The organism is Veillonella rogosae JCM 15642 (assembly GCF_002959775.1).
GTDB lineage: Bacteria > Bacillota > Negativicutes > Veillonellales > Veillonellaceae > Veillonella > Veillonella rogosae.
Map to the genome: position 1 here is coordinate 426,956 of NZ_PPCX01000010.1, position 12,768 is coordinate 439,723.

Sequence of the window (12,768 nt, forward strand, 5' to 3'; positions counted from 1 at the left end):
ATATTCGCCCTGTAAGATTGGTAAGAAAATAGAAAGCCCCGAACTGTTCTGAAAACGACTTAGCCTATTCCTCTAGGAACGTCTAGCGAGGTCCCTATGGGATTAAATAATCGTATTGTAATAGGGATGCCCATACTAAGATTAGTGTAAATGAGAAATAAAAAGGCCCAACACTTCTATGAAAACGACTTAGCTCGCTTTGGAGGCTTTCATAGAAGTGTTGGGTCTACTATCTAAACACACTGTCTAGAATGGGCATCCCTACACCGAAGGATTATTTACCCCATAGGGCCTGCATAACTTCCGCGCCCATGGTATCTTCTTCAATTTTCGTAGGTTTTTGTGCGTCTTTGCTGGACAACAACGCTACACCAGATGCACTGTATACTGTTGTATCAAGTTCTGTCCATGTTTTTTCTTTACGATCGATGCGTACTGTGTAGATGTATGTGAAGCCTTCTACATTGTTAATTTTAACAAGTACTGTAGCCGCATCATCTGTTTTATATACAGAAGAGTTGTCGATAAACCATGCTGCATCATCAGCATCAGCATCGATATAATACCAATCAGCGGCATTCGCTTGGCCAAAGCCACCTACAAAGAAAACCCCTGCTGCAAACATAGCAGCTAACCATTTTTTCATTTCTAACTCCTTAACGCTAGAGACGACCATCTAAGATGGCCGCCCATAGTTTCTTACATATAGTATTAATACAAATTATTCTTCAGTTACATCTTCTTCGATTTCAGAACCTGGAATAACAGCAATGCTAGCTACTTTATCACCTTCGTCGAGGTTTTGTGTTTTCACACCAGAAATAGCTTTGCCTTTTTTAACAGCAATATCATTCATGTTGAAGCGGATGATTTTGCCTTGTTCAGAGATAAGCATTACTTCATCATCGTTATGAACAACTTCAACAGCAACTACGTCACCTGTTTTGTTCGTAATCTTGAAGTTCTTAGAGCCTTTACCACCGCGTTTTTGCAATGTGTAAGCTTCCGCATCATTGCGTTTACCGAAACCTTCTTCGGAGATAGTAAACACTTGTGCTTCGCTTTCATCAGCATTAATAACACCAGCACCTACAACCACGTCGCCTGCATTGAGTTTAATGCCCCGCACGCCGTGAGCCGCACGTTTCATAAGGCGTACATCGCTTTCACTGAATCGAATAGCGATACCCAATTTAGTACCGATCAAGATATCTTGGTCACCAGTCGTTACGTTGACGGAAATCAAGTGATCTCCTTCGTCGAGGTTGATAGCGTTGAGACCAGAACGACGGATATTGCGGTATTCTTCGATAGCTGTACGTTTTACAACGCCGAACTCAGTTACCATGAATAAGTTTACATCTTCTTGAACGCGTTCAAGGTCGATCATAGTCGTAACAGATTCGCCTACAGCTAGTGGCAATACGTTAACCATAGCAGTACCACGAGAGTTGCGGGAACCTGCTTCTGGCACTTCGTATGCTTTGAGGCGGTATGTACGGCCTGTGGACGTGAAGAATAGCAATGTATTATGCGTGCGAACATGCATAATTTGCGTTACATAATCGTCTTCCTTCGTTTTCATGCCGATAACGCCAGCGCCACCTTTATGTTGGTTGCGATATACGTTCGCGTTCATCCGTTTGATATAACCTTGTTTAGTCAAGGTAATAACCATCTCTTCGTCAGCGATGAGGTCCTCTACATCAAGGTCAGACGTATCGATTGTGATTTCAGAACGACGAGGGTCGCCGTATTTCTTCTTCATATCTTCAAGTTCGTCTTTGATGATTTGACGTTGACGCGCTTCGCTAGCCAAGATAGCTTTCAAGTCTTCGATCAATGCCAACAATTCCTTGTATTCCTCTTCGATTTTTTCGCGTTCCAAGCCTGTTAAACGGCGTAAACGCATGTCGAGGATGGCTACTGCTTGTTTTTCTGAAAGCCCGAATTTTTGCATCAATGCGTTACGTGCGATTTCATCAGTTTGAGAGCTGCGAATTGTAGCGATAACTTCATCGATGTGGTCAAGGGCGATCAACAAGCCTTCCAAGATGTGTGCACGCGCTTCAGCTTTATTAAGCTCGAATTGAGTGCGGCGTACGATTACTTCGAGACGGTGATCTAAGTAGTAACCCAATACTTCTTTCAAATTCAATACGCGAGGATGACCATCTACGAGGGCCAACATGATCACGCCGAAAGATTCTTGAAGTTGAGTGTGTTTATATAATTTGTTAAGAACGATATCTGGTTGCACATCAGCGCGCAATTCGATAACGATGCGCATACCTTGACGGTCAGATTCGTCACGAAGTGCTGTGATGCCATCAATAACCTTGTCGCGGCTCAAGTTCGCAATCGTTTCGATAACGCGAGCCTTATTAACTTGGTATGGGATCTCAGTCACTACGATTTTATGCTTGCCCTTCGCCATTTCTTCAATGGTTGCACGAGCGCGCATTTTTACGCTGCCACGACCTGTGGAGTATGCTTTTTTAATGCCTTCCCGGCCCAAAATGAGCGCCCCAGTCGGGAAGTCTGGACCTTTGATTTGCGTCATCAATTCGTCCACAGTTACATCTGGATTATCGATGAGCATGGTAAGGCCATTACATACCTCGTTAAGGTTATGCGGCGGAATATTTGTCGCCATCCCTACGGCGATACCGCTGGAACCATTGATAAGAAGATTTGGAATCTTCGCTGGCAATACTGTAGGTTCTTGCAAGCTTTCATCATAGTTCGGCATGAAATCAACAGTTTCCTTGTCAATATCAGCGAGCATTTCTTGCGTAATTTTCGCCATACGTACTTCGGTATAACGCATCGCAGCGGCACTATCACCGTCGATGGAACCAAAGTTACCGTGGCCGTCTACCAAGAGGTAGCGCGTATTGAAATCTTGCGCTAAACGAACCGTTGCGTCGTAAACGGAGCTATCACCATGTGGATGGTACTTACCAAGTACGTCACCGACGATACGAGCGGATTTCTTGTACGGTTTATTTGGCGTCATGCCTGTTTCGTGCATCGCGTACAAAATACGACGATGTACTGGTTTCAAGCCATCGCGCACATCTGGAAGAGCACGCATTACGATTACGGACATTGCATAATCGATATAGGCGTTCTTCATTTCTTTATCAATCTGAACGGGATGAATATTCCCGTGGGACCATTGTTGGTCTGCCACAATCTCACCTCATTTTACTAACACTGATTATAATACATCATAATATTATAGCATTTTTAGGTAACTAAAGCCATGTTTTATAAAAGAAGAGTAAAGCAAATATATAGAAACTAAAATAAAAAAACAGTACTCATCAATACTTTATAAAGTATTGATGAGACTGCTTTCAATGCTTCTATTACAATTAAGAGTATAAATTAATATAGTAATTATTGATTTTTATAATAATTATCTAAAACCTTTTTACATGATTGAGCAAGCGCTCTTGCCAACGGTGGTGGCACAGCATTTCCCACATGCTCACATCTTTTAGAGTGATTACCAAAAAATTTATAATTTAAAGGAAAACCTGTAATAGTCGCAGCTTCCCTTACAGTTATACTCCTATGTTCTTTAGGATGAACTGGAAAATTACTATGCCCAGGCACTAAAGTTGGACTTGGTTGATTACCAGCCAACCTCATTGTCGCTCCCCTAGAATAAAATTTACTAATTTTTAACTCATCTGGCAATAAATCCATATGATTCGCTATATTATCGCCTTCAGGAATATATTTAAATCGCCGAACTGTCTTTTCACTATGATTCATAGGTAAATTATCTATATCATCAACATCTTTATAATCTATTAACCTAAGTGCATCATTAACAGTTTTAGGAGAAGGTAATTTTAATAAATTCTTGTCAAGCCCTGATCTATATATCGACTGATCCATATACTGGGGTTGAGGATATTCAAATATATCCTCAACATCATTTCTTATAGCTACTATTATCAATCTTTCTCGTTTTGTTGCAGCACCATACCATGCAGAATTCAGAATATCCATATGGACAGTATATCCCATCTCCTCATATAATCTTTTAATATCTTCTACAACAGAGATATAATTTGGTGAACTTTGTAAACGTTTTAAAAGTAATTCTTTACGCTTTTTTAATGCTTTTCCTTCAGCTTCAAAAGTTTCATCAATTTTATTTATTTTACGTAATGCAGCTTTTTTACCTTTATAATTCTCTAATGCTTGCCAAAGATTTTCTATCTCATTTCGAAGCTCAGCGTCATCACCAACTAAAACTTTAGCATTTCGCATTCCAGGAACATTTTCAATAATAGAAATTTTAGGTCTAAAGGCTTTAACCAAATTTAGTTGCGCATGATATAAATAATTACGCTCATCTATAGGATTTCTCTCTCCAGCTAAACTAAAACCTTTACAAACAACGCCCCCAAAAAAAACATCAATTTCTCCAATAGTCACACCTAATTTATTTCTGAGTGCTTCGGCATCAATCTTATCAATTGAAGTATTATCTATATAAGCACCTTCTTCTATTAAGTTTTGATTATTATATACTAATGTTTTTAGACAATCATCAATAAAGTCATTAACATAAACAGTTCTAAAGTTTTCTTGCATAAACCCTATATGAGATCCACCTGCACCAACGAAGGTTTCAAATATAGTATATCCTGTATTTGCCGACATCTATCCACCTCCTAATTAAAATGTATCTGATTCTGAGCTAATATATCAACAATAATTCTATTGATATTCGCTTCAAAAGAGTCTACATACTGCTTAGCATTTGAATATTCTTTAATCTTTCTAGTCAAATCTGATTGCTGCAGCTCACTTGGTTTATAAATTATCTTACGTTCAGAGCTCCTTGCTTCGAATTGAATACATCCAAAATCATCTCTCATAATATTAAGCCAGCTAGAAATATAGCGACCATTACTTTCTGTTAAGAAAAGAACATCTTTGCCCTCATATCGAGTTCTTATTAAATTGCTAATCTGTTGATTATTAAGATTACACATATTGTCTGTACTATTTTCTATCAATATATCCATTAATATATCAATATATGGATACAGATAATCCTTATACATAGACGATATAAAGTTATAAACATCTGAAGGTATAAGCTGAGCTTCAATATTACTAAGTCCGTCTCTTCTACTCATAAAACCTAAACTAGATAAAGTTATGAAAGCATTTCTCCAATTACGATTATTTATAACCTCAACTTGTCTTAAGATTTTATTTTCAATATCAGATCTATTAAGACTTATATGTAAATGCTTTAATATCCCTATAACACGCAATGCTATATAGCATTCAAATAAACGATTATCACGAACATAATATTGGGAAATAGTTTTAAGACTCTCTACTGTTGCATCCGCCAATTTTGTCAGTTCGTCTTTTGATATTTCTCTAACCCTATTATTATTAACATGAACCTCTAGTATCTTAGCAGTTTCAGGATAACAAAAAAGTCCTATATTGAGATTTGTATTAGCTATAAAACTTGATGGTATAACTAATACATTTCTATTTTCTCTATCATTGTAACTAATCTGTGATAAATTTTTAGGTCGAATACCTTTCTTTTGAAAGTGTTCATATTGAAATAACTGCCCAACTCCACGAACATATTCGGTAACACCAATATCTGCTCGCTTACATTCTATAATTGCCTGCATTTCATTCGTTTCTGTATTAGATATAATAAAGTCTGCCGTTATCCCATTAACAAATTCAATTTCACGCTTTAACAAAAAGCTATTTTGATCTATATCAAGTGCATTAACTAAATTCTCTTGAATTTCTAAGCTATTATAAATTTTATCTTGAAACTCCCTTTCAAGCATTCTTTCATTTGGCATTTTATTAACACCTCACATTTAAATAATACTTTGAAAACTCCCTACATTAACTTACGATATGTAAAAACGGTCCGACAATTTCGTCAGACCGCTAATTATTTAATTTAAGCTTTTAAAGCTATAAAATAATATACAATATCTTTCTTTAATATTATACCATAACTATAATTATTATCCTATATTAGTCATCCTCTAAAAGCTGTTAACAAATAAGTACTTCTAGTTGAAATACATTTATTTCTAGCATTAGTATATAAAGTCTACGATATACTATTTTATTAACATTTATAATAATAGCTTACGATTTAAAAGTTATTTTACTTATTATTGACTAGTTAAGCCAAACGTCAATATATGTATATCTCATACCATAGATTTCAAAGTTAATATTTCACATGCTTTATCATATGATCTAAAATGCTAACAAACTCTCGTTCCACAGCCGAAGTGTCTGCACCGGTGCTACCAATCCCAGTTAGCATAGTTTCTTTCCAATCATTCTTTGCCTTAAATCTAAATGAGATCAAATACTTAGCTTTTGTTTTGTCCGCTTCTCCTTTTGGCAAATAGTAAAAGCCTATGCTTCTTTCAGTAGGCAACAGTGCTGGATTGTCTTGCGGTTTATATTGGCTATATATGGACTTCATAAAGGTTAGAACATCTTCACCCATTACAGATGTATCAACAAAGACGATTTCATCGTACGTAAATAGAGGTATCTTATTAGTGCCAGCAACGCGTGTCGCTTTAGATTTAGCTAACTCCAACGCCTCCTCATGAGTGGCCATCCGCATGCCATACCGCTTAGCACTCTCCACCAAAGAGGAGTTCAAATGAACTAAATACGCCTGTGAATAAGCAAAATCTGCATCATTATCTCTCTCACCACCAGGTGCAGGCAAGGTTAGACGATGCACCACAGAATTTATGGTAAAAGAAAAACCGTTGCTTTCATCGTAAAAAACATACACATTGCGCTGGAAAGGCTTCTCCTTCTATTTGAACTTGTTCCATTTTGGAACAAGTTCCTAGCTTTTCTAATTCGCCGTCAGAATAAATATTATTTAAATGCTTGGATATAGCCTGTGGATTAACATCAAATAGTTTTGCCATATCTTTTTGTGTCATCCAAAATGTTTCATCTTTGAATAGAACATTCGTAGAAACAGATTCATTCTCTGCTTGATATACAATCACATTTCCTGTAATCGCACTTTCTAAGGATGTCATATAATCCCCCTCTATATTTATATCTCATTTTATTTCATACTTATAAGCTATTCCTGCTTATTATTTAATGAGCTGCATGATATATCATATCGTCCAAAATCTTAACAAAGTCTCGTTCCACACCTGAAGTATCATTACCAGTACTACCTATGCCTGTTAGCATAGTTTCTTTCCAATCATTCTTTGCCTTAAATCTAAATGAGATCAAATACTTAGCTTTTGTTTTATCCGCTTCTCCCAATTAGGGGCCTCGCCCCATGCGAAAGGAAAAGTGCTTTTGTTGTTGGGACTAGTCCACATATAGGGTTGTAAAAAAGTTAGACACTTGTGAATGAGCGACTTAGGTCACTATGGAGCGAAGGAATAAGTGTCTAACTTTTTTAACTAGTAAACCACTATGTGACGGGGCCCCAACAACAATCACTTAACTAGCGCATCCAATTTATTCATTCGGTAGTCTTCCACTACGTCCATAAATTTCTTATTGTGTATCGGATTTTCCGTCATCCCAAATAGGTGGCTTTTACAGTCACAGTCAGAGGATCCAAATTTAGGCACGTCCCATTCGGCAACGACACAGACCACATCAGCGAGAGTGCATTCCGCATCATCTAGGCTAGTTCGAATCGGCAGACCTGCTATCATTTCGCAGTGACCGCGGAAGTAATCTAAATGCCAGTGCATTTTCTTCCGTTTTCGCTTATGGCGCTCAATGCGCTTCGTTAAATTCGCCTTCGCAGAGCCTACATACATATAGTAGCCCGCCTTGAAATGCATCATTCCTTTAGAGCCGATCTCAAGGTCTAGCTCATGGTCGAGATGCATGACCATTACGTACACGCCACTATCGTGAGCCTCTGTGTCAAGAATGCTGCTTGGATAGGAACATTCATGGGTTACAGTGGGCATAGTAAAAGTATCATCCCAAGCTACAGCAACGGCTTTCCAGTCTAAAGAAGGGGCTACCTCTTTAAAGGTTTTGGCAAACTCCAAATCTGTATGGTAGTCTGGCAAGAACCACTGCGCCTTATCCCATTGTACGAGGAATAAAACACCGGTGTGGTAACCTTCGTTTTGTAGTTCTTTCAAATGTAATAAATGCTTACGCCCTCGTTCTGTAATAGCATCAGGGAACATGGCTCCCGTCTTGGAGAATAACGTACAAGACTTAACCTCTAACAAGAACTCCTCACCTTTATCATTGGTGAGAAGCAAGTCAAAACGTGATGATGTGCCATGTAGTTTAACCGTATACTCCCGTCTCACAACGCGCCACTCTTCCCATCCAGGGATGAGTTTATTTTCGATCAAATGCTGCGCTACATCGTTACTATAGTTGGTATCGAGCATAATCACTACGCCATCACGCTCGATGCCAACCACGCGATATTTCGTTTTCGCATCAGGTTTATCATGAGGTACGATGTACATCGTTACACCAGTAAACAAAAGCTCCCACATGCGACCAGGATTTGGCAAATGAGCGAGCACACTTTCACCATTTAAATCTAAAGTCACCACAAAACGGTTCGGGCGACCTGTATATTTCGCTTTTAAAATTGTATTGTAAAGGACTTTCATCGGTACTCCTACATCAAGAATAATCTATGTGTCTATTATACGCTATTTTGTTACAGGATGAGAGTCCTACGGATTATACTTTGAAAGTCCTTACAAATTGCATGATGAATGCCCTAAGAAAAGTCTAAGAAGTAACACCTTACATATTTACAAAATATGAATTAATAATTCACCACAGTTACAGGATCATTATTGCGGTATTTCCGATTACTACGTTGATAATCTCGTTCTACCAAATTCTGTAGCGCTTCACCTAATAACGTCCAAAAACCATCAGAATCTTCCGTTGGTATACCAAGAACAATGGAGTTTCCTTTGGAATAGGTAATACATGTGGAGGTTATGTTATCAATAATTGGCAAATACACAATAATTACGCCACATGCTGCTAGCATATCCTTAAGAGGCTCTTTCACACCGATTAAAGGTTCACTAGAAAGGTCCTTAATTTTTGGTATAAATTTTCTTAATAACTCTGCATCGTAAGGATTGACCTCTACAAAACGAGCCTGCCCTTTTGTGATTTGTACCAGTGTATAAATCGCACTCTTTTTATCAGGCTCCATATCCTTAATATTTTCATATACTAAGGGCATAATCATTTCATCAGCTACATTTTTTAAAGAAGCTACCTCAAAAAACTTCTGTAAATTATTGACCTGCTCAGCTGCCTTTTTCGTTTCTGGAACGATACCCAAACGTGCAAGCTTAGCATAACCAAAAGGTTTAGCAAAGTTGATTTCTTCATCAATAGAATTCTCATACTCTACTTTTAATATCTGCTCCCTATAACTAGCTTCTAAACCATTCCAAAAACTAGCCTCTACACCAAACACCCGCTCAAGACGCATTGCCACATCTTGAGTTAGTGGCACCTCTCCATTAATAAGCTTACTAATGTGTTTTTCACTCATATCCATTCGTGTAGCTAATTCTTTTTGTGTCATATGCCTATCTTCTAAAACCTCTTTTATAGTCATACCTGGTGGTATCGCTATAAAGGTATTACTCTCATATATCTTCATATGTATAGCTCCTATACTAATGCTAATCTACAATCTCTCAAATCATAGTGAATGGTTGATACAATATAAATGGCCATTTATAATAATTTACCTAGTAGGTTAATTCTATTATACTCTCTCAACTATAAATGTAAACATATAATTTACCAATTAGGTAAATTACTTTATAATATCTAGTATTATAAATCATATATACTATTAATAATTAATATTAAAAACTTTTATTTTTGTAGCTTAGGTTACATTATTACGTGTTAAAATAGTTTATACTAGGAACATCGGGTCAGTATTTAATACCCGTACTGATCGTTACGCCGGGTTTTGATGAGGCATCGCCTAGTTGATCTCATCACGCTGTTCGTATACGTGCGAAGCTTTCACAAAACCCAATGGCGTATATTTTTTACAAACAAAGAATCATATAGATTAACTAAGTAGTTTTAGCCACAATTCTCTGCAGAGAGGGCTCGAGAAAGGATTTAATATGGCACAAATTGCAGCAAATTTACAACGCATTAAAAACGGTCAACGCCGTTATGCAATTACACCTCGCATTCCTGGAGGTTTCATTCAACCTGAACAATTACAAAAATATATCGACGTAGCCTATGAGTTCGGCGCCGTTCTAAAATTGACTGCCAGCCAACGCATTATGATTACGAATTTGAAAGCAGAAGACGTAGATAAAGCTTGGGAGATGCTCGGCATGGAGCCAGCGTACACTGTATCTAACCGAGTGCGCAGCGTAAAAATCTGCCCTGGTACTACATTCTGTAAACGTGCTAAACAAGATAGCGTACATCTTGGCATGCAAATCGAGCGCAAATATTTGTCTCAAGAAATGCCAAACAAAATGAAAATCGGCGTGTCCGGATGTCTTAATTCTTGTACTGAAAGCCGCCTGAAAGATGTGGGTATTATCGGTACTGTAGAGGGCTGGAATGTATACGCTGGCGGTAGCGGCGGTGCACACCCTCGCATTGGCGACCTCATCGCTGAAGTAACAACTGAAAAAGAAGCTCTTGCATTGGTAGATCGTATCATTGCATACTATAAAGAAAATGCTCAAATCGAACGCATGGGCGAATTCATTGACCGCATTGGTTTAGAGGCTTTCAAAGCAGCTGTATTGGGCGACCTTGAAGGTGCTCCAGCTGAAAGCAAATCCGAAGAACCAGCTGTGTTCTTGCCTGGTCAAGGTAACGATCCTGAAGTCGAAGCACCTCGCCTCGAAGTAGGTTCTCCTATTACTCCAGACACAATCATTCGCGACATCGTGGAAACATATCCAAATGTGGTACCTGTATTACAAGGCATCGGCATGGGTTGCTTAGGCTGCCCTTCTGCCACAGCTGAGCCATTATGGCAAGCCGCAGAAATTCACGGTTTTAATGTATACGATTTAGTAGAGAAGTTAGAAACAGCACGAAAAGGAGCTTAATATGTCCGCATTCTTAGGTCACATCCATTACTGGTTATATCGTAAAATTCAATTGCTCGTGGAGCGTGAAAACTTGATTTTAGAAAAAACAACTAAAGTTGTTGATGATTTGGCAGAGGAATTACACTCCATCTCCGTAGATACATACGGCGAACCAATCAACCCAAGCATTCCTCTGGAAAACATCATCGACCACGGCAATATCCACGGCTGGTTGGCTAACCAAATCAACATTGCATCCGTTCGCGAAGCAGCTTTCATTAGAGATTTGCTTGACACTAACTCCGGCGACGAAGCGGTGAACGTAGTAACAGCTATTCTCGATGCGTTTGCTGTCCAAGGCCAAGCATGTGGCGTTGTGGCGCAAGACAACCTTGAAGAACACACTGCTCCAGCGATTTACAATGCGTTGCAAAACTTCTACGTAAATGGCATGCCTTGTGATGGCGGTGACCAAGTGGTTTCTGAAAGCCCAGATGAGTTCACATGGGTGGGTGACCACAGATTACAAGCAGGCTACTGGCGTACAGCGGGCGTTGACCCTAAATTCATGGCTGTAGCTTACCAAACATGGTTCGAAGCATTTGTGAAAGCTATTGATCCAGCCTTTGAACTTGTAACGACTGAAGAAAACGGCACACGTTTATATACAATCAAGAAAAAATAATTAATAAATATAGAGTATTTCCTTTGCTTAGGAAATATAAACGAACGAAAACGAACAAAAAAGCGAACGTAAAATTTTACGTTCGCTTTTTATCTTGTTATTTATATTCTACAATTACTTAACAGTATATGTAGTACCACGTCCTATACCTTGTTTTCTTAAAAAACCTGATTTCACTAATTTATTAACAATTTGTAATATCTTCGTTTTTCCAAACCCTGTATACTCTACTAATTTTCCTGAAGGCAAAGCCTTAAATTGTAGAATATCATATATTTTCTTTTCATCAGCTGTTAATTTATCTAAATTTTGTTCAATGACAGGTAAAATGATTCTTATCGATTTTTCCGAATATACTATATCATAAAATGGGCGCAAAAACGAACGTAAATATTTTCGTTCGTTTTTGCATCCATTTTAAATCTATATTTAATATATATTTTTTCAAAACTGTAGCTATAGGCACAGCATTGATAAGCAATATCATTTATAATGTAAGCATAAGGTAATTACATAAGTTCATTTAATTAAGTGATAGCGTCAGCTTTCAAAACATAAAAGCTAGAATTAGGAGGTCTATTATGGCAGGCACAGTTAATCAAGAATTAGGTTTATTATTCCAAGGTCCTAACTATGTAATCGTAAAAAAAGGCGGCAAAGCTGGTGAACAAGTTGAAAAACACAACCACCCAGAAGCAAATGTAATTTTTACAGTAGTAAAAGGTAAAGTACAAGTATTCCTTAACGAAACTGAAGAACACGTACTTGTACCAGGCCAAGTATTAGAATTCAACGGCGACAACTACATCCAAGCAACACTTGTTGAAGACAGCGAATTCGTAGTAAATCTTATCCACAAACCTGAATAAAACACTAAAGGACAGTTGAGCTAATCAACTGTCCTTTTTATATGTACTAACTTATCTATGTACTATCTAATCTGTATACTAT

General features: G+C 37.9%; 12 protein-coding genes. 3 read left to right on the forward strand and 9 right to left on the reverse strand.

The genetic code is table 11. The features are described from left to right. Positions 1-274 precede the first annotated feature (274 nt). The 9 genes from VRHSUH09_RS07345 to VRHSUH09_RS07380 form a co-directional block, all read right to left on the reverse strand. Positions 275-646 carry a hypothetical protein gene (locus VRHSUH09_RS07345; RefSeq protein WP_054747411.1) on the reverse strand — a complete coding sequence of 124 codons (372 nt, stop codon included), beginning with the start codon at positions 644-646 and terminating at the stop codon, positions 275-277. Positions 647-721: 75 nt separating this feature from the next. Beyond that, entirely contained in the window at positions 722-3,196 is a 2,475-nt protein-coding gene (gene gyrA / locus VRHSUH09_RS07350) for a DNA gyrase subunit A (protein ID WP_105081803.1), read from the reverse strand. 209 nt (positions 3,197-3,405) lie between these two features. Continuing rightward, the gene (locus VRHSUH09_RS07355; protein ID WP_105081804.1) at positions 3,406-4,686 is read right to left on the reverse strand and encodes a DNA cytosine methyltransferase; all 1,281 of its coding nucleotides are present in this window, start codon (positions 4,684-4,686) and stop codon (positions 3,406-3,408) included. A gap of 11 nt (positions 4,687-4,697) precedes the next feature. Beyond that, a complete protein-coding gene (locus VRHSUH09_RS07360; RefSeq protein ID WP_054747419.1) occupies positions 4,698-5,873 on the reverse strand; it encodes a hypothetical protein in 1,176 nt (391 codons plus the stop codon). Between the two features lie 383 nt (positions 5,874-6,256). After that, positions 6,257-6,844, reverse strand: coding sequence for a hypothetical protein (locus tag VRHSUH09_RS07365; RefSeq protein ID WP_245876007.1), 588 nt, complete (start codon positions 6,842-6,844; stop codon positions 6,257-6,259). Beyond that, positions 6,825-7,103 (reverse strand): virulence RhuM family protein, encoded by a 279-nt coding sequence (locus VRHSUH09_RS07370; protein ID WP_054747421.1) that lies wholly within the window; start codon positions 7,101-7,103, stop codon positions 6,825-6,827. Before VRHSUH09_RS07370 ends, VRHSUH09_RS07365 begins: the two co-directional genes overlap by 20 nt. A gap of 64 nt (positions 7,104-7,167) precedes the next feature. After that, complete coding sequence (locus tag VRHSUH09_RS10425; RefSeq protein WP_167386479.1) at positions 7,168-7,344, reverse strand: hypothetical protein; 177 nt, start codon at positions 7,342-7,344, stop codon at positions 7,168-7,170. A 179-nt stretch (positions 7,345-7,523) separates the two neighbouring features. Next, the gene (gene sfsA / locus VRHSUH09_RS07375; RefSeq protein WP_054747423.1) at positions 7,524-8,684 is read right to left on the reverse strand and encodes a DNA/RNA nuclease SfsA; all 1,161 of its coding nucleotides are present in this window, start codon (positions 8,682-8,684) and stop codon (positions 7,524-7,526) included. 161 nt (positions 8,685-8,845) lie between these two features. After that, positions 8,846-9,709 carry a HigA family addiction module antitoxin gene (locus VRHSUH09_RS07380; protein ID WP_054747425.1) on the reverse strand — a complete coding sequence of 288 codons (864 nt, stop codon included), beginning with the start codon at positions 9,707-9,709 and terminating at the stop codon, positions 8,846-8,848. 484 nt (positions 9,710-10,193) lie between these two features. Here VRHSUH09_RS07380 and VRHSUH09_RS07385 point away from each other — a divergent pair, with 484 nt between their 5' ends. From VRHSUH09_RS07385 to VRHSUH09_RS07400, 3 genes are all read left to right on the forward strand, one after another. After that, a complete protein-coding gene (locus tag VRHSUH09_RS07385; protein WP_054747427.1) occupies positions 10,194-11,150 on the forward strand; it encodes a DUF1858 domain-containing protein in 957 nt (318 codons plus the stop codon). 1 nt (position 11,151) lies between these two features. Beyond that, entirely contained in the window at positions 11,152-11,817 is a 666-nt protein-coding gene (locus VRHSUH09_RS07390; RefSeq protein ID WP_054747429.1) for a hypothetical protein, read from the forward strand. Between the two features lie 581 nt (positions 11,818-12,398). Then, positions 12,399-12,686, forward strand: coding sequence for a cupin domain-containing protein (locus VRHSUH09_RS07400; RefSeq protein ID WP_009351598.1), 288 nt, complete (start codon positions 12,399-12,401; stop codon positions 12,684-12,686). The last annotated feature ends 82 nt before the right edge of the window (positions 12,687-12,768 follow it).

Bases quoted from the DNA above. Each gene is read 5' to 3' on its own strand.
- VRHSUH09_RS07400 (WP_009351598.1), top strand. From the start codon at position 12,399: ATGGCAGGCACAGTTAATCAAGAATTAGGTTTATTATTCCAAGGTCCT.
- VRHSUH09_RS07345 (WP_054747411.1), bottom strand. From the start codon at position 646: ATGAAAAAATGGTTAGCTGCTATGTTTGCAGCAGGGGTTTTCTTTGTA.
- VRHSUH09_RS07385 (WP_054747427.1), top strand. From the start codon at position 10,194: ATGGCACAAATTGCAGCAAATTTACAACGCATTAAAAACGGTCAACGC.
- VRHSUH09_RS07380 (WP_054747425.1), bottom strand. From the start codon at position 9,709: ATGAAGATATATGAGAGTAATACCTTTATAGCGATACCACCAGGTATG.
- VRHSUH09_RS07370 (WP_054747421.1), bottom strand. From the start codon at position 7,103: ATGACATCCTTAGAAAGTGCGATTACAGGAAATGTGATTGTATATCAA.
- sfsA (WP_054747423.1), bottom strand. From the start codon at position 8,684: ATGAAAGTCCTTTACAATACAATTTTAAAAGCGAAATATACAGGTCGC.
- VRHSUH09_RS07355 (WP_105081804.1), bottom strand. From the start codon at position 4,686: ATGTCGGCAAATACAGGATATACTATATTTGAAACCTTCGTTGGTGCA.
- VRHSUH09_RS07390 (WP_054747429.1), top strand. From the start codon at position 11,152: ATGTCCGCATTCTTAGGTCACATCCATTACTGGTTATATCGTAAAATT.
- VRHSUH09_RS07360 (WP_054747419.1), bottom strand. From the start codon at position 5,873: ATGCCAAATGAAAGAATGCTTGAAAGGGAGTTTCAAGATAAAATTTAT.